At 56.5% G+C, this 23,751-nt stretch carries 23 protein-coding genes; 15 read left to right on the plus strand and 8 right to left on the minus strand.

The features are described 5' to 3' along the window. Nucleotides 1–325 precede the first annotated feature (325 nt). The 3 genes from ACR0B7_RS15760 to ACR0B7_RS15770 all read right to left on the minus strand — a co-directional run bounded on the left by ACR0B7_RS15760 (nucleotide 326) and on the right by ACR0B7_RS15770 (nucleotide 3,262). A complete protein-coding gene (locus ACR0B7_RS15760) occupies nucleotides 326–1,156 on the minus strand; it encodes an ABC transporter ATP-binding protein (protein WP_170485536.1) in 831 nt (276 codons plus the stop codon). A gap of 8 nt (nucleotides 1,157–1,164) precedes the next feature. Further along, a complete protein-coding gene (locus tag ACR0B7_RS15765) occupies nucleotides 1,165–1,953 on the minus strand; it encodes an ABC transporter ATP-binding protein (RefSeq protein ID WP_170389294.1) in 789 nt (262 codons plus the stop codon). A gap of 127 nt (nucleotides 1,954–2,080) precedes the next feature. Further along, on the minus strand, nucleotides 2,081–3,262 hold the full coding sequence (locus tag ACR0B7_RS15770) for an ABC transporter substrate-binding protein (RefSeq protein ID WP_170389295.1): 1,182 nt from the start codon (nucleotides 3,260–3,262) through the stop codon (nucleotides 2,081–2,083). A gap of 153 nt (nucleotides 3,263–3,415) precedes the next feature. On the opposite strand from ACR0B7_RS15770, the gene ACR0B7_RS15775 reads away from it, so the two are divergent. Then, nucleotides 3,416–4,513 (plus strand): PQQ-dependent sugar dehydrogenase, encoded by a 1,098-nt coding sequence (locus ACR0B7_RS15775; RefSeq protein ID WP_170485537.1) that lies wholly within the window; start codon nucleotides 3,416–3,418, stop codon nucleotides 4,511–4,513. Here the strand turns inward: ACR0B7_RS15775 and ACR0B7_RS15780 are convergent. Beyond that, nucleotides 4,510–5,514 (minus strand): GlxA family transcriptional regulator, encoded by a 1,005-nt coding sequence (locus tag ACR0B7_RS15780; RefSeq protein ID WP_170389296.1) that lies wholly within the window; start codon nucleotides 5,512–5,514, stop codon nucleotides 4,510–4,512. The genes ACR0B7_RS15775 and ACR0B7_RS15780 overlap by 4 nt on opposite strands. A 168-nt stretch (nucleotides 5,515–5,682) precedes the next feature. On the opposite strand from ACR0B7_RS15780, the gene ACR0B7_RS15785 reads away from it, so the two are divergent. Then, nucleotides 5,683–7,053 (plus strand): class II 3-deoxy-7-phosphoheptulonate synthase, encoded by a 1,371-nt coding sequence (locus ACR0B7_RS15785; RefSeq protein WP_170389297.1) that lies wholly within the window; start codon nucleotides 5,683–5,685, stop codon nucleotides 7,051–7,053. A gap of 50 nt (nucleotides 7,054–7,103) precedes the next feature. Here ACR0B7_RS15785 and ACR0B7_RS15790 read toward each other — a convergent pair whose 3' ends face one another. Beyond that, complete coding sequence (locus ACR0B7_RS15790) at nucleotides 7,104–7,778, minus strand: PAS domain-containing protein (protein WP_170485393.1); 675 nt, start codon at nucleotides 7,776–7,778, stop codon at nucleotides 7,104–7,106. A gap of 243 nt (nucleotides 7,779–8,021) precedes the next feature. Here ACR0B7_RS15790 and ACR0B7_RS15795 point away from each other — a divergent pair, with 243 nt between their 5' ends. The 12 genes from ACR0B7_RS15795 to ACR0B7_RS15850 all read left to right on the plus strand — a co-directional run bounded on the left by ACR0B7_RS15795 (nucleotide 8,022) and on the right by ACR0B7_RS15850 (nucleotide 19,777). Next, nucleotides 8,022–8,912: a YicC/YloC family endoribonuclease gene (locus ACR0B7_RS15795; RefSeq protein ID WP_170485396.1), complete on the plus strand. Its 891-nt coding sequence runs from the start codon at nucleotides 8,022–8,024 to the stop codon at nucleotides 8,910–8,912. Between the two features lie 15 nt (nucleotides 8,913–8,927). Beyond that, nucleotides 8,928–9,569, plus strand: a complete 642-nt coding sequence (gene gmk / locus ACR0B7_RS15800; RefSeq protein WP_170485398.1) for a guanylate kinase — start codon at nucleotides 8,928–8,930, stop codon at nucleotides 9,567–9,569. After that, nucleotides 9,566–10,087, plus strand: coding sequence for a gamma carbonic anhydrase family protein (locus tag ACR0B7_RS15805; RefSeq protein ID WP_170485401.1), 522 nt, complete (start codon nucleotides 9,566–9,568; stop codon nucleotides 10,085–10,087). The genes gmk and ACR0B7_RS15805 overlap by 4 nt, the downstream gene beginning before the upstream one ends. A gap of 22 nt (nucleotides 10,088–10,109) precedes the next feature. Next, nucleotides 10,110–11,156, plus strand: a complete 1,047-nt coding sequence (locus tag ACR0B7_RS15810; RefSeq protein WP_170571042.1) for an ATP-binding protein — start codon at nucleotides 10,110–10,112, stop codon at nucleotides 11,154–11,156. 196 nt (nucleotides 11,157–11,352) lie between these two features. Further along, nucleotides 11,353–12,393, plus strand: coding sequence for a substrate-binding domain-containing protein (locus ACR0B7_RS15815; protein WP_170389303.1), 1,041 nt, complete (start codon nucleotides 11,353–11,355; stop codon nucleotides 12,391–12,393). 84 nt (nucleotides 12,394–12,477) lie between these two features. Beyond that, nucleotides 12,478–13,950 carry a phosphate ABC transporter permease subunit PstC gene (gene pstC, locus ACR0B7_RS15820; RefSeq protein WP_170485405.1) on the plus strand — a complete coding sequence of 491 codons (1,473 nt, stop codon included), beginning with the start codon at nucleotides 12,478–12,480 and terminating at the stop codon, nucleotides 13,948–13,950. Beyond that, nucleotides 13,947–15,308: a phosphate ABC transporter permease PstA gene (gene pstA, locus ACR0B7_RS15825; protein WP_170485407.1), complete on the plus strand. Its 1,362-nt coding sequence runs from the start codon at nucleotides 13,947–13,949 to the stop codon at nucleotides 15,306–15,308. Before pstC ends, pstA begins: the two co-directional genes overlap by 4 nt. Nucleotides 15,309–15,318: 10 nt before the next feature. After that, on the plus strand, nucleotides 15,319–16,116 hold the full coding sequence (pstB, locus tag ACR0B7_RS15830; RefSeq protein WP_170389306.1) for a phosphate ABC transporter ATP-binding protein PstB: 798 nt from the start codon (nucleotides 15,319–15,321) through the stop codon (nucleotides 16,114–16,116). Between the two features lie 16 nt (nucleotides 16,117–16,132). Beyond that, nucleotides 16,133–16,834 (plus strand): phosphate signaling complex protein PhoU, encoded by a 702-nt coding sequence (phoU, locus tag ACR0B7_RS15835; protein WP_170389307.1) that lies wholly within the window; start codon nucleotides 16,133–16,135, stop codon nucleotides 16,832–16,834. Between the two features lie 12 nt (nucleotides 16,835–16,846). Next, nucleotides 16,847–17,536, plus strand: a complete 690-nt coding sequence (phoB, locus tag ACR0B7_RS15840) for a phosphate regulon transcriptional regulator PhoB (RefSeq protein WP_170389308.1) — start codon at nucleotides 16,847–16,849, stop codon at nucleotides 17,534–17,536. A 125-nt stretch (nucleotides 17,537–17,661) separates the two neighbouring features. After that, nucleotides 17,662–18,891: an acyl-CoA dehydrogenase gene (locus tag ACR0B7_RS15845; protein ID WP_170389309.1), complete on the plus strand. Its 1,230-nt coding sequence runs from the start codon at nucleotides 17,662–17,664 to the stop codon at nucleotides 18,889–18,891. Nucleotides 18,892–19,009: 118 nt separating this feature from the next. Continuing rightward, the gene (locus tag ACR0B7_RS15850) at nucleotides 19,010–19,777 is read left to right on the plus strand and encodes an SDR family oxidoreductase (RefSeq protein WP_170576875.1); all 768 of its coding nucleotides are present in this window, start codon (nucleotides 19,010–19,012) and stop codon (nucleotides 19,775–19,777) included. On the opposite strand, the gene ACR0B7_RS15855 is transcribed toward ACR0B7_RS15850, so the two are convergent. Beyond that, entirely contained in the window at nucleotides 19,774–20,643 is an 870-nt protein-coding gene (locus tag ACR0B7_RS15855) for an acyl-CoA thioesterase (RefSeq protein ID WP_170571061.1), read from the minus strand. The genes ACR0B7_RS15850 and ACR0B7_RS15855 overlap by 4 nt on opposite strands. Before the next feature lie 49 nt (nucleotides 20,644–20,692). After that, nucleotides 20,693–21,910: a serine hydrolase domain-containing protein gene (locus ACR0B7_RS15860; RefSeq protein ID WP_170485418.1), complete on the minus strand. Its 1,218-nt coding sequence runs from the start codon at nucleotides 21,908–21,910 to the stop codon at nucleotides 20,693–20,695. Between the two features lie 197 nt (nucleotides 21,911–22,107). Here ACR0B7_RS15860 and ACR0B7_RS15865 point away from each other — a divergent pair, with 197 nt between their 5' ends. Then, nucleotides 22,108–22,713 carry a 2-hydroxychromene-2-carboxylate isomerase gene (locus ACR0B7_RS15865; protein WP_170485421.1) on the plus strand — a complete coding sequence of 202 codons (606 nt, stop codon included), beginning with the start codon at nucleotides 22,108–22,110 and terminating at the stop codon, nucleotides 22,711–22,713. Here the strand turns inward: ACR0B7_RS15865 and ACR0B7_RS15870 are convergent, their stop codons facing one another. Then, nucleotides 22,714–23,751, minus strand: a complete 1,038-nt coding sequence (locus tag ACR0B7_RS15870) for a phosphotransferase family protein (RefSeq protein ID WP_170485423.1) — start codon at nucleotides 23,749–23,751, stop codon at nucleotides 22,714–22,716. It lies immediately after the preceding gene.

Consider the following 23,751-nt stretch of genomic DNA (forward strand, 5'->3'; position numbering starts at 1 on the left):
CTACGAGATATCGCCACCGCTCCGAACGGAATCGCCTTATCAATGTTTCCAATGGTTTCTTGCGCAGTTTCAAGATCGGCGAAGTAAAGCGCTTTCGTCTTGCGGCCGCGCATCCCTTCAAAAACAAATGATCGACCCCCAAAGCCGTTAACTTCGAACGCGAAGAATTCCGTTGGAATGCCCCCGATCCGAGTGCAGGTTCTAGTTTCACCACAAACCGCGTGTGCATAGCAGGAGTATGGTGGTGGTCCGGGAGGTGTCGCGGAATGCGCGCATATGGGGGTGAGGACGGACAAAAGGCTAAGTTTGGTGACTAAACGCATCCTCACCCCCCCAAGAAACTCTTACGCACTTCAGGATCGGCCAGCAGCTCTTTGCCCGTGCCGGTATAGGCATTCCGCCCCTGAACCAGCACATATCCCTTGTCCGCGATCTCCAACGCTTGACGGGCATTCTGTTCGACCATCAGGATCGGCAACCCGGTGCGGGACACTTCGATAATCCGGTCGAACAGCTCATCCATCACGATGGGCGAGACGCCAGCGGTTGGTTCGTCCAGCATCAGCACCTTGGGTTGAGTCATCAACGCGCGGCCCACGGCGACCTGTTGGCGTTGGCCGCCCGACAGCTCTCCGGCGGCTTGGTTGCGTTTGTCGCGGAGGATGGGGAAAAGGTCATAGACCTGCTCCATCGTCTCAGAAATATCGTCGCGGCGGATGAAAGCGCCCATTTCAAGGTTCTCTTCCACCGTCATTGAGGTGAAGATGTTCGAGGTCTGCGGCACAAAGCCCATTCCCTTGATCACCCGGTCCTGCGGCGACAGGTTGGTGATATCCTCGCCGTCCAGCCGCACTGCGCCCGCGCGGACGTCCAGCATCCCGAACACGGCCTTCATCGCAGTGGATTTGCCCGCACCATTGGGGCCGACGATCACCGCGATCTCGCCCTTGTCGACCGCGATGGTGCAGTCGTGCAGGATATCCGGCCCTTTGCCGTACCCTCCGGTCATGGTGTCACCAATCAGGAACGGGCCGCCCTCGACCTTATGCGTCTTACCGCTTTTGCGATGGGCGGGGGTCATGGTGCCGACGCCGTGCGTGTTGGTGATCGAGGCGTCTTTGTTGCCCTTGTCGTCGTGATAGGGATTGTCGCTCACGCCAGCGGTCATGTTTGGGCCTCCAGCTTGTCTTTGTTTTTCAGGCCGGTGCCCAGATAGGCTTCGATCACGTGCTCGTTCGCTTTGATCTCGTCCAGAGTACCCTCGGCCAGAACCTTCCCCTCGGCCATACAGATGACCGGGTCGCAGATTTTGCCGATGAAATCCATGTCATGCTCGATGACCACAAAGGTATAGCCGCGTTCCTTGTTCAGACGCAGGATCGTGTCGGCGATGGTCATCAAAAGGGTGCGGTTCACGCCCGCGCCGACCTCGTCCAGAAAGACGATCTTGGCGTCGACCATCATGGTGCGGCCAAGCTCGAGCAGTTTCTTTTGACCGCCCGAGACCTGACCTGCCTTGTGATCGGCCAGATGTTCAATGGTCAGGAACTCCAGCACCTCATCGGCCTTGGCGCGCAGCGCGCGTTCCTCATCGGCGATACGCTTGCGGCCGAACCATGTGTTCCACAGCGATTCACCCGATTGCGCGCCCGGCACCATCATCAGGTTTTCACGGCACGTCATCGAGGAAAACTCATGCGCGATCTGGAAGGTGCGTAGCAGACCTTTGTGGAACAGCTCATGCGGGGGAAGGCCGGTGATGTCCTCACCATCCATATGAACCTTGCCGCTGGTCGGCGGCAGAACGCCCGCGATCACATTGAACAGAGTGGTTTTTCCGGCCCCGTTCGGTCCGATCAGACCGGTGATCGAGCCCTTCTGGATTTCCAGCGATGCCCCGTCCACCGCGTGAAACCCGCCGAAATGCTTGTGCACGTCTTCGACGACGATCATTTTTTCCCCTAGCCGCCATTTTCGGCGCTCTTATCGCATCCCCGTTGGCCGGGGTGCGGCCTTTTTTCATTGAAACAGCCCGGACACAAGGCCCGGGCTGCTTGTTCTTATGACCTAATAAGTCTGATCAACGGAAGTTGACGGTCTTGTTTTCGCCGTCGGTCACTTCGATCTCACGATACGAACCGGCGCTTTCACCGGGGCCGATTAGTTCAACACCCGACGCGCCGACATAGTCGACGTCCTGACCAGCGGCCAGCAGTTCCAAGCCCTTGGCCAGCTCACCGGGATAGATTTTCTCACCCGGAGCGTTGGCGACGTCCATGATCTTGGCGCCATAGTCCGCAGGGTTGGTAGACCCGGCGGCCTGCATTGCCAGCATGAACAGCGCTGCGGCGTCATAGCTTTCAGGAGAATAGGGAGACGAGCCGTCGAAACCGGCGGCTTCGGCCATGGCAAAGTACTTTTCGGCACCTTCACCACCCGAACCGGCGATCTGACCGAACGAGCCGTTCAGGTCGGGGCCGACATTGGCTGGCAGCGAGTCACCAATCATGCCACCGGGCAGACCGAACGTATCAAACGCACCGCTATCCAGTGCCGACTGGATGATGCCCAGACCGCCCTGATCCAGATAACCAGCAACGACCAGAATGTCGCCACCGGCCGAGGCCAGCGCGCCAACTTCGGCCGAGTAGTCGGCCTTGCCGTCTTCGTGCGCGGCGACGATGGTGACTTCGCCACCCGATGCCTCGAACGAGGACTGGATCGCGTCCGCCAGACCTTTACCGTAGTCGTTGTTGGTGTAGGTCAGAGCGATCGAGCTGATGCCACGGTCGTTCAGGATATCGGCCATCACTTGACCTTCGCGCGCATCCGACGGCGCGGTGCGGAAGAACAGGCCGTTGTCTTCCATGGTCGACAGGCCGGGCGAGGTTGCCGACGGCGAGATCATGACCATGCCGTTCGGGATAGCGACGTTTTGCAGGATCGCACCGGTCACGCCCGAGCAGTCGCCGCCGATGATGCCAGCAACACCGTCTGCGATCATGCGTTCGCCGTTCGATGTCGCCAGACCGTTGTCGATGCAGCCAGTGTCAGCACGGGATGCCGACACGGACGATCCGTCCAGCAGTTTTCCGGATTCGGTGACTTCGGCCATTGCCAGTTCTGCGCCCGATCCCATTGCGGGGGCCAGCGATTCAATCGGTCCGGTAAAGCCAAACAGGACGCCCAGCGTCACGTCTTCGGCCATTGCGGTGCCGGACAGCAGAGCGGTTGCTGCAGTTGCTGTAAGCAGCTTTTTCATATGGTTACTCCCTATTGTGAACGTATTCGTTCTGGGCATGACCCTAGGCAAGCTGTTCCGAAAAGAAAAGTCCTAACGCAAACGTGTTTTTGCGACCCATAATCCTATTTGTTTTTCTATGGTTGTAGCGGCGTCCCAAAGGTGGAGTTCATGATGTTTCGGTCAATTGCGATTCTGGTTTTGTCGTTGAGTGCGACGACGGTCAGTGCTGACATACTCAAGACTTCGGTTGGTTCTGTGCGGGTGTCGCCCCTGGTTGAAGGGTTGGACACGCCTTGGGCGGTCGGAGTGTTGCCGGATGGTTCATTCCTTGTCACCGAGCGGGACGGAGAGCTTTTGCATGTCGCTGACGGCAGGGCCGGGCGCGTACGCGGAGTGCCGGACGTGGTCGCCAAAGGGCAGGGCGGCTTGCTGGATGTGACCGTCGCTCGCGACTTTGCCCAGACTCGCGAGGTGTTTCTGACGTTTTCCAAGCGTCAAAAAGGTGGCCCGGGCACCGCCGTGGCGGTCGCGCGCCTGTCAGAGAATGGAAAGCGCCTCACGAACCTGCGGGTCATCTTTGAAGCTGTTCCCGGAGGCTCAGGCGGTCGGCATTTTGGTTCTCGGGTCGTGGAAGCGAATGACGGAACCTTGTTTGTCACGATTGGCGATCGTGGTGACCGGCCACAGGCTCAGGACAGGTCGAACCACATCGGCTCGGTCGTCCGAATAAATCGAGATGGCTCGGTGCCCTCTGACAATCCGTTTGTAGGTCAGCCCGATATCAGGCCAGAGATTTGGTCTTTCGGGCACCGAAACCCACAAGGCGCGGGTCTCGATGCGCAAGGGCGTCTGTGGACGTCAGAACATGGTGCGCAGGGCGGAGATGAAGTGAATCTGGTTCTGCCGGGCCGCAACTTTGGCTGGCCTGTGATTTCATACGGAAAGCACTACTCAGGCAAACCAATCGGCGAAGGCACCGCAAAGCCAGGGATGGAGCAGCCAGAGCTTTACTGGGACCCTTCCATCGCACCGTCAGGATTGATGGTCTATTCCGGCAAACTCTGGCCTGAGTGGAAAGGTGACATCTTCGTAGGTTCGCTCAAGTTCAACTATATAGCTCGGCTTGAAGGATCGCCCCTAAGGGAAGTCGAGCAGATTAAAGGAGCCGAGACCGAACGCGTCCGGGACATTGTCGAAGCCCCCGACGGCTCTATCTGGTTTATTTCCGTGGGGCAGGGTGCAGTTTATCGAATGTCGCCAGACGGTTAGACCGACAAGCGACCACCTTGGGCACCACGCTCTCTGTATGGTGTGGTATTGTAATGCGCGCGGTAGCATTTCGAGAAATGCGAGGGACTGGCAAAACCACAGGCCAGCGCCACGTTGATCACGCTCATATCCGTCTGCATCAGCAGGTTACGCGCTTTGTGCAGGCGTAGTTCCATATAATACCGTTTCGGTGACCGGCTGAGATAGCGCCGGAACAGGCGTTCCAACTGCCGGGTCGACATGCCCACATCCTTGGCGAGGATCGAGGGAGAGATCGGTTCCTCGATGTTCTTTTCCATCATCAGGATGACCTGGCTCAGCTTGGGATGGCGCACGCCGATGCGGGTGGGCGTCGACAGGCGCTGCGTGTCCTGATCGGTGCGGATCGAGGAATAGATCATCTGGTCGGCCACCGCATTGGCAAGGTCTTCGCCGTAATCGTCCGCGATGATTTTCAGCATCAGGTCAATGGATGAAGTCCCGCCCGCCGTGGTCATACGATTGCCGTCAATCTGGAACACGGACTTGGTTAGTTCGACCTCGTCAAACTCCTCAATGAAGCTGTCCGAGTTTTCCCAATGGATCGTGGCGCGTTTTCCATCCAGCAGTCCGGCCTTGGCCAGAGTATAGGCGGCCGTGCACAATCCGCCGATACGCAAGCCGCGACGGGCTTCTCGGCGCACCCAGTTCAGAACCTTTTTGGTCGTCGCGGCCTGAACGTCGACACCGCCGCAAATCAATATGACATCATCGCGTTGCAACTCGACCAAGTCGCTGTCCAGTTTGAATTCTGTCCCAGCCGAGCAGTTTACGGTGTCTCCGCCTTCACCCATGAACGTCCATGAGTAAAGCTGCTTGTCCGCCATTCGGTTTGCAATACGCAGACTGTCCAGCGCCGAAGCGAAGGACAGCAGGGAAAACTTGTCCAGCAGGACAAACACGAAGTTCCGAGGGTTAGCCGCAGTGTCTTCCACCGTGACAACTTGGCGTTGCTCTTGCATGGCGAGGTGTCCTTGATTCGGCGCCTTATGACGTTACGTCGGCGACAGATTTGACAGCCACCATGATCAAAGCTTGTTTCCCACGTCAAGAGGCGCAAATCGGATATGGTCACTCTTCCTTGCTTTTTGTATAGAGACGACCTGAGTACTTCAGCGGAGATCAAAGCTATGACCGAGTGGCAAAAAACGAACTGGCGCAACAAGCCCCGAGTTCAGATGCCAGATTATACCGACGCGGCCGCGCTGGCCAAGGTCGAGGCCCAGCTTTCGCAGTATCCCCCGCTGGTTTTTGCGGGCGAAGCACGGCGCTTGAAACAGCATCTGGGCGCTGCTGGACGCGGTGAGGCGTTCTTGCTGCAAGGCGGCGATTGTGCTGAAAGCTTTGAACAATTCAGCGCGGACGCAATTCGCGACACGTTCAAGGTGATGCTGCAGATGGCGATGGTGCTGACATATGGCGCCAAAGTGCCCGTGGTCAAAGTTGGCCGGATGGCAGGGCAGTTTGCCAAGCCGCGCAGCGCCCCGACCGAGGTTGTCGATGGTGTGGAGCTGCCAAGCTACCGTGGCGACATCATCAACGAGCTGGCGTTTACGCCCGAGGCGCGTATCCCGAATCCGGGCAAGATGCTGCAGGCCTATACGCAGGCGGCCGCGACACTAAACCTTTTGCGCGCCTTCTCGACCGGTGGTTTCGCCGATATGAGCATGGTGCATTCGTGGACTTTGGGCTTCACGGATGAACAGGACGTTCAGAAATACTCTGAGATCGCGGACCGGATTCAGGACACGATCGACTTTATGAACGCCGCAGGTATCACAGCCGACACCACGCATGAGTTCTCAACCGTGGAGTTCTACACCAGCCACGAAAGCCTGCTGCTGGAATATGAAGAGGCGCTGACGCGTCTGGATTCGACCTCTGGTAACTGGCTGGCCGGGTCTGGCCACATGATCTGGATCGGCGACCGCACCCGTCAACCCGACGGCGCGCATGTCGAATTCTGCCGGGGTGTATTGAACCCGATTGGTCTGAAATGCGGTCCGACCACGACAGCGGAAGACCTGAAGGTTCTGATGTCCAAGCTGAACCCCGAAAACGAAGAGGGTCGCCTGACCCTGATCGCGCGTTTCGGAGCAGGTAAGGCCGGTGAGCATCTGCCGCGTCTGGTTAAAGCCGTGAAAGAAGAAGGTGCCAAGGTGACATGGGTCTGCGACCCGATGCACGGCAACACCATCAAATCGGCAACGGGCTATAAGACACGCCCGTTCGATTCAGTCCTGCGCGAAGTTCGCGACTTCTTTGGCGTGCACCAGGCCGAGGGCACGATCCCCGGCGGTGTGCATTTTGAGATGACAGGTCTGGACGTAACCGAATGTACAGGTGGTGTTCGTGCCGTGACCGAAGAGGATCTGTCGGATCGTTATCACACTGCTTGCGACCCCCGTTTGAACGCGTCGCAATCGTTGGAACTGGCCTTCCTTGTGGCTGAGGAACTGACGAACCTGCGGCGCGACCGCGGTAAACGAGCCGTGAGCTAACCCTGAAAAAAGCGAGCTACGGCTCGCTTTTTTTGTTTCAGGCGGCGGTGTCAGTCCTCGCGTGATACAACCAGTCGCAAATGTGGCTTCTGCTGTTTGAACTCTATCGGTTTTTCAGCAAATCCAGCCGCGACTGGTTCACGGGTCTGCGTCGGCATGTGAGGTGTTGTTGCCGATCGAACCTTTTGCCCGGACACTTCAAATCGTCTTGGTGTCGCCCCTATTGCTCCGTCGCTGACCAATACCCCCAAAGCACGGCTTACATCGCCGAGATCGCTTTTGAGTGGCAAGAGGATCATGCGGGCTTGCAGACGCGTGCGTCCCGGTTTTCCACCGGACTCCAGCGTGAGTTCGGCAATAGCGGGTCCGGCAAAAACCTGCTCCAGAGTGTCTGTGACCTGCGATCGTGCCGAGGGTTCAAAGAAGGTTGTCAGGGGCATGCCGCGAACCTCCATGCCCGCTAGATTGTTCAAATGGCTGCCTGCCAGCCTGTACCGGGCCAGACCGGGCGCTATACGTTCAAGGATGAAGGTGTATTCCAGAATGTTCTCAAGCCCGCGCGGATCAATCTGGGATCGCATGGGCACACCGCGACCTGTCAACAGTGCGGTCCAATATGCTTCGGCTTGGCGGATGGGCGAAACGCTGCGCCCACTATCAAAGCGATCCATCGAGACGATCTTTCCAAAACTTGACCCGGAACCGTTTCCGAAAAAGGTTTTCATTTCATAACCCTAGCGCCAATTGACCCTGATTTGTCTAAAATGCCAGATAGCGGGGACATATTTGAATAACCAGCCCTGACACGGGCGAGATTGACATGGGTTTCGCCAATCTTGGAGGAATTCTTTAATGAATGGTTAACCTGCCATCGGCAGCGACCAAATCAGCAAACTCTTGCCCTGCGTGCTGTGATGGCATTAGGTGCGAACAAGCAATTAGAGACGAGCAGCGACGAAAGGGCGGGCATGATCAGATCCATGACTGGGTTTGCCTCGGGCAAAGGGACATTTGGGCCGCATAGCTGGACGTGGGAGTTGCGCAGCGTCAATGGCAAGGGGCTGGACATGCGCGTGCGTGCTCCTGAATGGTTGACCGGCCTTGAGGTTGCTCTGCGTGCGCAAATGTCCAAGGCTCTGAGCCGGGGAAATGTGACGCTGTCCCTGCGATTGAACCGAGATGAAAGTGCTCCGGACCTTGTCTTGAACGAAGTTGCGATGGCTGCGGCTCTGGATGCTGTGGCCAAGACGCAGCAAATGGCGGCTGCTCGGGACTTGAGCCTTGCTATGCCAAGCCCCGCCGAGCTGATCGCCCTGAAGGGCATGTTGGACGCAGGCAGTGACGTGGATGATCCAGCGCCGTTGGTTAGCCATCTGACCACCGAGTTTTCGGGGCTTTTGGCCGAGTTTATTGCAATGCGCGAGGCAGAAGGTCAGGCGCTTTCAAAGATTCTGAACGGTCAGCTAGACCAAGTGGCAGAGTTGACGATTCAGGCCGCAGATTTGGCCGAGCAGCGCAAGGAAAAGGTTGCGGACTCATTGCGTGAGAACCTAGCGCGCGTCATGGATAACGCGCAGGGTGCCGACCCGGACCGTGTGGCACAGGAATTGGCCCTGATCGCGGTCAAGGCTGATATAACGGAAGAAATCGATCGCCTGAAGGCACATGTCTTAGCGGCGCGGGATTTGCTGGAACAGGACGTTGCGGTCGGTCGAAAGCTCGACTTTCTGATGCAGGAGTTCAACCGAGAGGCAAATACCCTGTGTTCCAAGGCGCAAAGTGCTGATTTGACTTCGGTAGGTCTTGAGTTGAAGGCCGTAATAGATCAGATGCGCGAGCAAGTTCAGAACGTAGAATAACGACAGGAGCGCCAAATGGCGGATCGACGCGGCCTACTCATCATTTTGTCCTCGCCATCTGGTGCAGGGAAATCCACCTTGGCCAAGCGGCTGATGCAGTGGGATACCGATCTGGAGTTTTCGGTCTCGGCCACGACTCGCGCTCCTCGTCCCGGCGAAGAACATGGTCGCGAGTATTTCTTTCTGACTGAGGATGCGTTCAAACAGCAGGTCGCCGAAGGCCAGATGCTGGAACACGCGCATGTTTTCGGAAACTTCTACGGCTCACCCGCCGGGCCGGTCCGCGAGTCGATCAACAGCGGCAAAGACGTTTTGTTCGACGTGGATTGGCAGGGTGAAGTTCAGATCCGTAACTCGGACCTTGGCAAACACGCGCTTTCGATCTTTATCCTGCCGCCATCGATCCCCGAACTGCGCCGTCGGCTGGAAACCCGTGGGCAGGACAGTGCGGACGTGATCGCTAAGCGGATGCTGAAAAGCTGGGACGAGATCAGCCACTGGGGATACTACGATTACGTTCTGGTCAATGACGATCTGGCGTCGACGGAAGAAAAGCTAAAGACCATCGTCAGCGCCGAACGAATGCGGCGCATCCAACAACCGAGCCTGCAAAACCACGTTCGCGCGCTACAAAATGAATTCGAGGGCCTGTCATGACCGTTTACGCACTTGGTGAGCATACGCCGCAAATTCACGATGACACATGGGCGGCGCCGGATGCCAACCTTATAGGCAAAGTGGTGATGGAGCAGGGCGCCTCGGTCTGGTTCGGCTGTACCCTTCGCGCCGACCACGAAGAAATTCGCGTCGGCGAAGGCAGCAACGTACAAGAAAACTGCGTCATGCATGTTGATCCGGGTTTTCCGCTGACGATCGGCAAGAATTGCACCATCGGTCATAAGGTCATGTTGCATGGCTGCACGATTGGCGAGAACTCTTTGATCGGAATGGGGGCAATCGTCCTGAATGGGGCGAAGATCGGCAAGAACTGCCTGATCGGGGCAGGGGCTTTGATTACGGAAGGGAAAGAGATCCCCGACAACTCACTTGTTATGGGATCGCCGGGTAAAGTCGTCCGTCAGTTGGATGATGCGGCCGCGCAGAGACTGACCCTAAGCGCCCTGCATTATCAGAGCAACATGCGCAAATTCCGGGACACCATGAAAGCGGTCTGATCGCCGCCAAGGGATTGTTTCCATGTCCAATGACCAACTAATCGAATTTGTCGCGGCCATTCCAATGCCGGCTTTGATGGTTGATCAGACAGAGCGCATTATCGCTGCCAATACAGACGCCAAGACGTTGCTTGGCCCAGGTATAGAGGGCAGGCATTTCGCCACCATTCTAAGGCAGCCTCAGGTCATCGAAGCCATGGAGCAGAGCCTGCGAACAAGAGGCCCGGCAAAAACGCGTCATCTGGCAAACGACGGTGCTCAGGACACGACTTTTGAGGTTCAGTGCCGGTATATGAAGGGTGTCGGCGCTGTTTCCGGCGGCGCGGTGCTGTCGATCTTTCAGGACGTCACCCATCTGGAACAGGCCGGACAAATGCGTCGCGATTTCGTTGCCAATGTCAGCCACGAGCTGCGCACCCCGCTGACCGCCTTGATGGGGTTCATTGAAACGCTGCGGGGGCCTGCCCGCGACGATGCCGTCGCGCGTGAGCGGTTTTTGCAGATCATGACCGATGAAGCCAACCGCATGAACAGGCTGGTCGGTGACTTGCTTTCGCTGAACCGGGTTGAAAGCGAGGAGCGCATTCGCCCGAAAGAACAGCTAGAGTTGACCGGGTTGTTGCAGTCGATCCTGAACTCTTTGCGTCCGCTTGCCGAAGATGCCGGGGTCGAATTGACACTCGCCGCGTCTCAGGGTCCAGTTTCGTTGCCGGGGGACAGCGATCAACTGCGTCAGGTGTTTACCAACCTGATCGAAAACGGCATCAAATACGGCGGCAGCGGTGGCGTGGTCGAAGTGCGCATTACGTCCTCAGAGCGAGATACCGCGATACGTGGCCCTGCTGTGCGGGTACAGGTCATCGACAAAGGGCCGGGAATCGATGCGACGCATCTGCCGCGCCTGACTGAGCGATTCTATCGCGCCGATAGTCACAGATCGCGCGAACTGGGTGGAACCGGTCTGGGTCTTGCGATTGTGAAACATATCGTAAATCGCCACCGTGGACGGCTGCGCGTTGAAAGTGAACTTGGAAAAGGTTCCGTGTTTACAGTGATTTTGCCGCGTTAATCCAATCCGTTTGCTAAATCCTGACCGCAAAATTTGGTTCTGAAGCCTGCGTTATTTTCCGCTACGTCACTTCCGAACCAAGCAAGGTGTCATAAAAGCGTTACATACCTGTCACAAAAGGCTTACGCGACGCACTTAGGGAAGCGCGCAGGATCATCATGGGGTGATCAAAATCTATCTTTTCAGGGAGACTGAAATGTCCTTTGTAAAACTGTCGGCTTCTGCGCTGGCTATTGCTGCTGTCTCGGCTACAACTGCTGCTGCTCGTGATCAGGTTCAGGTTGCTGGTTCGTCAACTGTCCTGCCTTATGCCTCGATCGTTGCTGAAGCCTTCGGTGAGAACTTTGACTTCCCGACACCGGTTGTTGAATCGGGCGGCTCGTCAGCTGGCCTCAAGCGTTTCTGCGAAGGTGTTGGCGAAAACACCATCGACGTTGCAAACGCATCGCGCGCCATCCGTGAAAAAGAAATCGCGGCCTGTGCCGAAAACGGTGTAACCGACATCATCGAAGTTCAGATCGGTTATGACGGCATCGTTTTCGCATCTGACATCAACGGCAACTCGTTCGAGTTCACGCCGGAAGACTGGTACAAGGCTCTGTCCGCGCAGATCGTTGTTGATGGCCAACTGGTCGACAACCCGAACAAAACCTGGGCCGACGTGAACCCCGCGTTTCCTGCGCAGCCGATCGCAGCCTTCATCCCCGGCACCAAGCACGGCACTCGTGAAGTGTTTGAAGACAAGGTGATCCTCGCCGGTTGTGAGCACCTGGGCGATTTCGACGTCTACAAAGCCGCAAATGGCGATGACAAGAAAGCCGCTGAAAAAGCCTGTATCGCACTGCGCACCGATGGTGTTTCGGTCGACATCGACGGCGACTATACCGAAACTCTGGCCCGCATCGACAGCAACAAGGACGGCATCGGCGTCTTTGGTCTGGCGTTCTACGAGAACAACACCGACAAGCTGCAGGTCGCGACCATGTCCGGCATCGTTCCCTCGACTGAATCGATTGCTTCGGGCGAGTATCCGGTTTCGCGCCCGCTGTTCTTCTACGTAAAGAAAGCGCACATCGGCGTGATCCCCGGCCTGAAGGAATATGCTGAGTTCTTCGTCGCAGACGAGGTCGCTGGACCCGACGGCCCGCTGGCCGAGTACGGTCTGGTCTCGGATCCTGAGCTGGCGAAAGTGCAAGATACTGTCGCGAACGAAACCGTTCTGGGCGGCGGTTCCTAATCTATCTTACGAACGGAACCGGGGCGTATTATTCGCGCCCCGGTTCTTTTTGACTCCACACCTTGCGATACCATCGGAGTTTTCATGGCGTTATCCTGGCTGTTACTTATCCTGCTTGCGCTGGCAGTGATTGGATATTTCACGGGTCGTTCCCGTGCATTGGCAAGTGCGGGCGGAGACGCTCGCGAACTTCATTCACTGCCCTCTTACTACGGCTACAATGTCGCTCTGACGGCTTTGGTCCCCGCTTTGGGTGTCCTGATTATCTGGCTTCTGGCTCAGCCGATGATCGTGAACAGCACGGTTTCTGGTCTCATCCCCGAACAGGCAATCCCAGAGGGTTCAGATCGCGGCCTCATCATGAGCGAGGTGCGGCGCGTCGCTGACGGGCTGGAAGGCGCCGTTGCGACCGGTGCAATGACCGAGGCACAAGCGCAGGACGCGAACACGGATATTGAGGAACTAACCTCTACCCTGAAGTACGCCGGGCAGGTTTTGACGCAAGATATCTCTCAGCCGATCCTGATCGCTGCGCAGAAGTACCGCAGTATGACAACCGCCGGTTCTGTCGCCATGCAGATCATCGTTCTTGCTGTTGCGCTGTTGGGTGCGGCCTTCGCCTATATTCGGACGCACAAGGAATTCCGCGCCCGCAACGTGGTGGAGCAGGGTGTTCTGGCGCTGCTGTTGCTGGCTGCGTCCATCGCCATTCTGACGACTGTGGGCATCGTTCTGTCGATGTTCTTTGAGACGCTGAATTTCTTCCAACTGCATTCGTGGAAGGACTTCTTCTTTGGCAGCACATGGGCGCCGAACTTCCGTGGCGGGTCCGAGCTGTCGATCCTGCCGCTGTTGTGGGGAACGCTGTATATCTCGGTGATCGCGCTGCTTGTGGCGGTACCGATTGGCCTGTTTGCCGCGATCTACCTGTCGGAATACGCCTCGGGCGCGACGCGTGCGGTGGCGAAACCGCTGCTTGAGATCCTCGCCGGTATCCCGACCATCGTTTACGGTCTGTTTGCCCTGTTGACGGTCGGCCCCGCGCTGGTGTCGATGTTCGGCGAAGGGGGCGCGCTGGGTGTTGGCTGGATGGCCAGCTCGAACGCGGTGCTGACGGCGGGTTTGGTGATGGGCATCATGCTGATCCCGTTCGTCTCGTCCCTGTCCGACGACATCATCAACGCGGTGCCGCAGTCGATGCGCGATGGCTCGCTTGGGCTGGGTGCCACCAAATCCGAAACCGTGCGTCAGGTGGTTCTGCCTGCCGCGCTGCCCGGGATCGTCGGTGCGATCCTGCTGGCCGCCAGCCGCGCCATTGGCGAAACGATGATCGTGGTGATGGCCGCCGGCGCAATCGCCAAATTCTCGGGTAACCCGTTCGAGGCGATGACGACCATCACAACGCGGATCGTCAGCCAGTTGACCGGCGATACCGATTTTGCCAGCCCTGAAACGCTGGTGGCCTTTGCGCTGGGTCTGACCCTGTTCATCATTACGCTGGGGCTGAACATTTTCGCCCTTTATATCGTGCGCAAATACCGGGAGCAGTACGAATGACCGATATTTCCCAAACCCCAGGCGCTGCTCCTGCTGCGAAGCCCAAGGGCGGCTCGCTGTTTGAGAAAGACGCGCGCACCAAACGCCGCAATGCGGCTGAGGGACGGTTCAAGCTGTACGGGATTGCCGCCATCGGGATCGGTGTGCTGATGCTGATCGTTTTAGTTACTAACATCGTGACCGCCGGTACGGGCGCGTTCCAGCAGACCTTCCTTGAGCTGAATGTCGAACTGAAAGAAGACAAGCTGGACAAGAAGGGCAACCGCAATATCGAAGACATCAAAAAGGTCTCGACCTTTGGATACGCCCCTCTGATCGCCTCGGCGATTGAGGCCGAAGTGCAAGAGCTGGGTATCCAGACAGACCTAAAGCCCAAAGAGATGGGCAAGATTCTGTCCAAGTCGGCGCAGGCCCAATTGCGGAGCTATGTCCTCGCCAATCCCGACGAGATTGGAAAAACAATCAGCTTCCGCTTTCTGGTTAACAGCCGCGTGGATGGCTACATGAAGGGCCGTGTGACCCGCGAGTCCATCGCCAATGACAAAAGCATCACCACCGCGCAACTGGATTTCGTCGATCAACTGCGGGACGCGGGCGTGCTGTACAAAGCGTTTAACCCGGATTTTATCTTCGGTGCGGACGCCTCGGACCAACGGCCCGAAGCTGCGGGGATCGGTGTGTCGATGCTAGGCTCTCTATTCATGATGTTCGTGGTGCTGGCGCTGGCGTTGCCGATTGGCGTGGCTGCCTCGATCTATCTTGAGGAATTCGCACCGCAGAATCGTCTCACGGATATCATTGAGGTGAACATCTCGAACCTGGCCGCCGTGCCGTCCATCGTGTTCGGTATTCTAGGTCTGGCCGTGTTCATCAACTATATGCATCTTCCGACCTCGGCTCCGCTGGTGGGGGGTCTGGTGCTGACGCTGATGACGCTGCCGACGATCATCATCTCGACGCGCGCGTCGCTCAAGGCGGTGCCGCCGTCGATCCGGGATGCCGCACTTGGGGTAGGGGCCTCGAAAATGCAGGCGGTGTTCCACCATGTGCTGCCGCTGGCTGCGCCGGGTATTCTGACCGGAACCATCATCGGTCTGGCGCAGGCGCTGGGGGAAACCGCGCCGCTGCTGCTGATCGGGATGGTGGGCTTTGTCGCCTCGAACCCACCCGACGGTCTGGTGGCGGGCTTCCTATCGCCGAACTCGGCCATGCCAGCGCAGATATACGAATGGTCCAAACGCGCTGACCCGGCCTTTTATGAACGTGCTTGGGGGGGGATCATCATCCTGTTGATCTTCCTCGTGACAATGAACACCATCGCGGTCATCCTGCGCCGCCGCTTTGAACGCCGCTGGTAAGGGGCTTATTATGAACGATATGACACGAGTGGAGAGAACCGTGGACTCCAAAGCTATCAAGATCGCCGCGAACAAGGTTCAGGTCTATTACGGCGACACTCACGCCATCAAAGACGTGAATGTTGAGATCGAAGAAAAGACCGTGACTGCATTCATCGGCCCGTCGGGTTGCGGCAAGTCCACGTTCCTGCGCTGCCTGAACCGGATGAACGACACAATCGACATCTGCCGGGTCGAAGGCGATATCCTGCTGGATGGCGAGGATATCTATGATAAGCGCGTCGATCCCGTACAACTGCGCGCCAAGGTGGGCATGGTGTTCCAAAAACCGAACCCGTTCCCCAAATCGATCTACGACAACGTAGCCTACGGTCCGCGTATCCACGGCCTTGCCAAGAACAAGGCGGAACTGGATGAGATTGTTGAGAAATCCCTGCGTCGAGGTGCGATTTGGGATGAGGTCAAAGACCGTCTGGATGCCCCCGGCACCGGCCTTTCCGGTGGTCAGCAACAGCGTTTGTGCATCGCCCGCGCCGTGGCGACCGAACCCGAAGTTCTGCTGATGGATGAGCCATGCTCGGCCCTGGACCCGATCGCAACCGCGCAGGTCGAGGAGCTGATTGATGAGCTGCGCTCGCGCTATTCGGTGGTGATCGTGACCCACTCGATGCAGCAGGCCGCGCGGGTCAGCCAGAAAACAGCGTTTTTCCACCTTGGGAACCTCGTCGAGTTTGGCGAGACCGGGCAAATCTTCACTAACCCCGAAGATCCCCGCACCGAAAGCTACATCACCGGCCGGATCGGTTGAGGACAGGTATTAGAGCATGACCGAACAACATATTGCATCCGCTTTCGACCGCGATCTCGAAGCGATTCAGGCCCATATCATGAAAATGGGCGGGCTGGTCGAAGCTGCCATCCTGGGCGCCGCACGGTCGCTGGAATCCCGGGACGAGGAGCTGGCCCAACAGGTGCGTCAGGGCGACAAGGCCATCGACGCTCTGGAAGAACTGATCGACGAAGAGACCGCGCGCCTGATTGCCTTGCGCGCGCCCACGGCCAGCGATCTGCGTTTGGTCCTGTCAGTCCTGAAGGTGTCTGGCAACCTTGAGCGCATCGGTGACTATGCCAAGAACATCGCAAAGCGGACCACTGTCATAGCCAATGCGGGCGAGATCAACGGCAGCGCTGCGGCTTTGCGCCGAATGGCGCGTGAGGTTGAACTGATGCTGCGGGACGCGCTGGATGCCTATATTCAGCGCGACGCTGAACTGGCTACGGACGTCATCAACCGCGACGAAGAAGTGGACCAGATGTATAACGGCCTGTTCCGCGAATTGCTGACCTTTATGGCGGAAGATCCGCGCAACATTTCATCCTGTATGCACCTGCATTTCATTGCCAAGAACATTGAAAGAATGGGCGACCATGTGACCGCAATCGCCGAGCAGGTCGTTTACCTCGTGACCGGCGAACGCCCGGCCGAGGCGCGGCCGAAGGCTGATATCACTTCGCAATCCGTTTAGGAGTTTTGAGACATGTCCGCTGATCAACCAACCGTGCTGGTTGTCGAGGATGAGCTGGCTCAGCGCGAAGTGCTGGCCTACAACCTCGAGGCAGAAGGATTCAAGGTTTCCAAGGCCGCCAGTGGTGACGAGGCCATGCTGTTGGTCGACGAGGATAACCCGGACATCATTGTTCTGGATTGGATGATGCCGAACCTCAGCGGGATAGAGGTATGTCGAAGGCTGAAATCCCGTCCGGACACGCGGTCAATTCCGATCATTATGCTGTCCGCACGCTCGGAAGAGGTCGATAAGGTGCGCGGCCTGGAAACGGGCGCGGATGACTATGTGGTCAAGCCGTATTCGGTTGTCGAGTTGATGGCCAGGGTCAGAACTCAGCTGCGTCGGGTACGCCCCGCGACGGTGGGGTTGCGGCTGGAATACGACGACATCATTCTGGATTCCGAGACCCACAAGGTCAGCCGCGACAACATGCCGTTGAAACTGGGCCCAACAGAATTCCGCCTGTTAAGCACTTTCATGGAAAAACCGGGTCGTGTCTGGAGCCGTGAACAACTGCTGGACCGTGTCTGGGGGCGCGATATCTATGTCGATACCCGTACGGTTGATGTGCATATCGGCCGTTTACGGAAGGCTTTGACGCAACATGGCGGCAAAGATCCCGTTCGCACGGTGCGAGGAGCAGGCTACGCCCTGGGATGACGTCAAGGCAGGGGGTGCACTCATAAACGTATGAGTTGAACTCATAACATATTGCGAATCTCTTACTGTCATTTCAGCGACCGACAGGTTAGTTTGCGCCCAAGAAAATTGAGCGGAGACAGACCATGAACGCCCCTGATACAAAGCCGACCCTGCGTGCCAAAGATGCTCCGGACTTGGGTCAATTCGCTTGGGACGATCCGTTCCGCCTATCTGATCAGTTGACAGAAGACGAGCGTATGATCGCGGCAAGTGCACAGGCATACGCACAAGAAAAGCTTCAACCAAGGGTTACAGACGCGTTTCAAAACGAAGAAACCGATCCTGAAATCTTTCGGGAAATGGGTGAAATGGGTCTTTTGGGAACCACTATCCCCGAAGAATACGGTGGATTGGGCGGCGGATACGTGTCGTATGGTTTGGTCGCCCGCGAGGTCGAGCGCGTGGATTCCGGTTATCGGTCGATGATGTCGGTCCAAAGCTCGTTGGTCATGTACCCGATCTATGCATATGGCAGCGAAGAACAGCGCCGGAAATATCTGCCCAAGCTTGCCAGCGGAGAATGGATTGGTTGTTTCGGGTTGACCGAACCGGACGCTGGTTCTGATCCGGCGGGCATGAAAACCCGAGCCGAGAAGATTGACGGCGGCTATCGGCTGACTGGCAGCAAAATGTGGATCTCGAACTCTCCGATTGCGGATGTCTTCGTGATCTGGGCCAAGTCCGATGCGCACGATGGTAAAATTCGTGGGTTCGTTCTGGACAAAGGTCTCAAGGGACTGAGCGCTCCGAAAATCCAAAACAAGATGAGTTTGCGTGCGTCGATCACTGGCGAGATCGTTTTGGATGGTGTCGAGGTGGGCGAGGGCGCGTTGCTCCCTCATGTTCAAGGTTTGAAAGGCCCGTTTGGGTGTCTGAACCGCGCTCGGTACGGGATTAGCTGGGGTGCCATGGGCGCGGCCGAAGCGTGCTGGCACGGAGCACGTCAATACGGGCTGGATCGGAAACAGTTCAACAAGCCTTTGGCGCAAACTCAACTGTTCCAGCGCAAGCTGGCTGATATGCAGACCGAGATTGCTTTGGGCTTGCAAGGAAGTTTGCGCGTTGGCCGTCTGATGGATCAGGCCGAAGCCGCGCCCGAGATGATCTCGATTGTCAAACGCAACAATTGCGGCAAGGCGCTTGAAATCGCGCGCATGGCCCGAGACATGCACGGCGGCAACGGTATCTCGCTGGAATTCCAAGTGATCCGGCACATGGTCAATCTTGAAACTGTGAACACCTATGAAGGCACGCATGACGTGCATGCGTTGATCCTGGGGCGGGCTCAGACAGGATTACAGGCGTTTTACTGATCCCATCAATAAGTCGTGTAACCGGTATTATGGTAAAAAACGTGATTGGCTAACTTTAGCTTTTCACGTTTGACCAGTGCTTTAGGATTACTTCCTGAACACAATGCCGAGGTGAAAAATGGAACTGCGCGGAAAAACGATAGTTGTCACTGGCGCCGCTGGAGGCATCGGCAAAAGTCTTGCAGAACGCTTTGCTCGTGAAAACGCGACTGTAGTTTGCGCGGACATTGATCAAGCCGGTGCAGACGCCATAGCCCAATCAATCGGCGGATACTCGTTTCGTTGCGATGTTTCGCTTGAAGACGATGTGAAGAACCTGATCGAAGACGTTGAAAAGAATATCGGTTCTATTGATTTGTTCTGCGCGAATGCCGGCATCCTTACGCTTGGCGGTCTGGATGTGCCTGACGAAGAATGGGACCGGATCTGGAAAATAAATGTCATGTCCCATGTTTGGGCGGCGCGTCATCTTGTGCCTCGCATGATTGCGCGCGGTGGCGGTTATTTTCTGACAACGGCTTCGGCTGCGGGGTTATTAAATCAGCCGGGTGCCGCGCCCTATGGGGTGACTAAGCACGCGGCCGTTGGGTTCGCAGAGTGGCTTTCTTTGACGTACGGCCACAAGGGGCTGTGTGTATCCGTACTATGTCCGCAGGCAGTTCGCTCGGAAATGACGCGCGGACACGAAGAGTCCGTCGCTTCGATCGACGGAATGCTTGAACCGGAAGACGTCGCCGAAGCGTGCGTCAAAGCAATTCAAGCGGAACAGTTTTTGATCCTTCCGCATCCCGAAGTTCTGAACTACATGCAGGTCAAAGCTGGCGACTACGAGCGCTGGCTAGGTGGGATGCGTGTGTTAAATCAGAAGTTTATCGAAGGAACTTAACCGGATTTCTGCGTTTTCCGCATCAACCCTTCCTGGGCGACCGATGCGACCAGAGTTCCGTCTTCCGAGTATATCGAGCCACGGTTAAAGTTGCGCCCTCGTCCGGTCCAGGGTGCATCCATCGCGTACATATGCCATTTCTCAAAACGTACCGGAGCATGAAACCATAGCGCATGATCCAGGCTCGCGCCGTTGACATCCCCCGAGAACCAGCTCAGCCCGTGTGGACGCAAGCCAGAGCTTAGCAAGTACATGTCAGAGGCATATGTCAAAAGCAATTGTTGTGTGACTTCATCGACTTGTGATGCGGCATTCATGCGAAACCAGATTTGATTGCGGTCATCTGATTGTTCGGGTGTCAACGGGTGTAAATGACTGGCTTCGCGAACTTCTATTGGTCGTTCTCGTTTCAGTTCGCCGTGCAGTTTGGCTGGGACTTCGTCAAGATACCTGTCGCGCAGCTCGTCTCGCGAAGGATATTGCTCGGGCTTTTCGAGGCTTGGCATAGCGTGCTGATGATCCCAGCCTTCATCCATCACATGAAACGAAGCGGACATGTTCAGTATTTGTTTTCCATGCTGTATCGCGACAACACGCCGGGTCGTAAAGGAACCTCCATCCCGTGCTCTATCAACTTGATAAATAACGGGAATAGATGGATCGCCGGGTCGAATAAAATACGCGTGCAAAGAGTGGCACAACCTGACGTCAACGGTACGGTACGCAGCCGCAAGTGCCTGAGCGACCACCTGCCCGCCAAAAATTCTCGTGGGGGTTTCACCGCCTGAACCGACACCGCGATACAGGTCAACTTCAAGCCTTTCGACGTTCAAAAGGTCAAGAAGGATGCGTTCTGCCTCAGTCATGCGGTGTCTCCGGCTGTGTGTTGGAAGGGGCCTATCAGCACAGTCCGGGTCATTCAATCATTGCCCCATGAACAAGAGCCTTCAATTCGGAACGCGATGGGTAAGAACTGGAAGGTGTCAGTTGGGTGAAAAATACGACGGTCAGGTCGTTTACCCGATCAATCCAAAAGAAAGTCGAGGCCATACCACCCCAACTGAAATCTCCGATGGACCCCGGAGTGCGCGTCCTGCCGGGGTTCAACACGACCGCTCCACCAAGACCGAAACCCGTCCCTTCCATTGGTTGTTCGGCAAAACTCTGCGGTCCCATGGATGCAATGTCTCCGGGCAAGTGGTTTTGCATCATGTAATCGACGGTCTTTGGCCCCAGTAAGCGGTGACCGTTGCCCTGCCCTCGATTGCGAAGCATTTCGGCAAACTTGGCGTAGTCGTCGATCGTTCCCACCAGCCCTCCACCGCCTGAAAAGGTCGTTGCATGCTCGAAAGGAGATTTTCCGAGGTGATCCACCAAGCGCAGGGTTTGGGCACCCTTCTCGGCCGAGTTCAGCGCCATCGCGTCCCCGCTCAGCGGCGTGTAAAGGGACGCAAACCGTTCCTCTGCCCCGACAGACACCGAAAAGTCTGTTTCCTGAATCCCCAACGGTTCAAATATCTGTGTGCGGAAGAACTGGTCGAGTGTCTGGCCGGAAACGACTTCGATAACGCGGCCCAATACGTCAATTCCAACGGAGTATTCCCAGCGGGTTCCGGGTTGAAACGCCAGTGGCAACTTTGCAAGATCGATGACGCGGTCCTTCAAAAGCCCCTGCCTTGGTCCGAAGATCATGTCCTGATCATCCATAGCCGCAGGCAGCACTCCGGGATTGAAAGGATAGCTGAAGCCGCTTGTGTGGGTCAGGATTTGATGCAGCGTCGGAGGTGTAGATGCCTCAGTCTGATCTATCCGCGACGCGCCTTTGATCAGGGCGCGTGCATTTTTTAATTCAGGAATAAAATCAGATACCTGCGCGTCCAAGTGAAACAAGCCACGCTCGGCCAGCATCATAAGGGCGACTGATGTCACAGGTTTTGTCATCGAGTAGATGCGGGCGATCGTATCGCGTTCAAATGGCAGTTTGTTTTCAACACTTCTGAGGCCCGCCGAGTGGAAGAACACCTCAGATCCACGATGCAGAACCAACAATGAACTACCCGCGTATTTTTCTTCGTCGACATAGCGCTGCATCCAATCACGGATACGGTCCAGCCGCGTTTCATCAAATTTCATCTGACTGCCCATCGGTTCTTGAAAACTTTGAATGTATCGAAGTGATTTTGCGTTCCCTTGAGTCAAAATGACAGAGAAAACGGCGTTTTCTCCCATTGTCGTACTTTGATCGCGCCCGCCTGCTACAATGTTAGAGAAAGAGAATCGGTTCGTCGTGGCGAGTGTGTGGTTGAAAACTGCCATTTGGGGAGAAGAAGATGCCGCAAGCCGTAGATTTCTTTTATGATTTTTGCAGTCCCAACGCGTTTCTGGCGCACAAGGTCTTGCCTGACGTTGCCGCTCGGCACGGGGTCGAGATCAATTATGTACCGGTGCTATTGGCTACGGTTTTCAAGGCAACGCATAATCAGAACCCGTTTCAGGCGTTTTCAGAAATCCGTCAAAAGTCTGCTTATCTGACCCATGACCTTCATCGGTATGCCAGACGCCGTGGGCTTAGCTTCCATATGAGTCCGCACTATCCGGTCAATACCAAGTTTGCAATGCGCGGCGCTATATTCGCGCGTGGAAAGGCGTGGGAAAACAATTATGTAGATGCCATATTTGATGCAATCTGGGTTCACGGTCAGAAAGTTGATGAGATCAATGTTCTAGCAGATATCCTGCAAGAGAACGAATTGCCGGTTCGTAAACTCCGAGAAGCTATGACCGGAGTTGAGGTGAAGCAGCGGCTCAAGGATCAGACGAAAGCCGCTGTTAGAAAAGGCGTGTTTGGCGTGCCTACCTTTTTCGCAGGTTCCGAGATGTTCTTTGGCAAAAACAGCCTTGGGAACTTGGAGCTTGAGCTGCCAAGTTCATCCTGATCAATCGTTGTTGGCCGAGTCCAGAGCGGCCAGGCCGTGCTGAGCGAACATTGGGACGAATGCCCCTAGCCTTTGCGCGCGCTTCGGATCAGAAGCATTTCCATCCAGCGACCGTTTAAAAACTCCCTGTAGGATGGCGGCCATGCGGAAGAAGTTGAAGGCCAGGTAGAACCCGAAATTGTCGATCCCGGAAATACCCCTTCTTTGACAATACTTGTCGATAAACTCCTGATCTGACGGCAAACCCAAGGAAGCCCGATCAATGCCTGCCAGCCCTCGCCCCTCCTTTCCCGGTGGCATCTGCCATTGCATTATGACGGCTGCCAGATCGGCGTAAGGGTGGCCGATGGTCGACAATTCCCAATCCAGAACACCAACGCAGCGGGTTCCGTTTTGTTCAAACATCATGTTGTCGATCCGATAGTCACCGTGAACCAGAGTTCGCTGACCGTCATCTGCGGGGATCGCGCTTTCCAACTTTGTGATTAGCGTGTCCATATCCTCAATGGTTCTGGTTTCCGAGGCCCGGTATTGTTTTGTCCACCGTGCGACCTGACGCTCAAAATAGTTCCCTGGCGGTCCGAAGTCCGAAAGCCCGACCGCGTTAACGTCAACCATATGCAGCTCTGCCAGCACGCGGTTCATCTCATCAAACACGTCAGTTCGGGTCTGATTTGTCTCACCGTCCATGGTCGGCTCAAGGAAACTGCGCCCTTCGAGTCGTTCCATTATGTAAAATGCAGAGCCGATGACGCTGTCATCCTCGCACAGAAGATACATCTTCGGCACGGGCACGTTGCTTTCGGCAAGCGCGCTTTGAACGCGAAACTCGCGGTCAACCGCGTGGGCCGATTTCAGCAGAACCCCTGGTGGCTTGCGGCGCAGAACGTATGACTTCGCCGGTGTCCGCAGCTCGAACGTTGGGTTAGACTGTCCGACGTCGAACTTTGTTGCGTCCAGCGGCCCTTGATAGCCCTCAAGATGAGCGTTCAGGTAGCTGTCCACCGCTGTCAGGTCCAGATTTGCTTTGTCCGTCAT

This window comes from Ruegeria sp. BB6, from assembly GCF_056539385.1.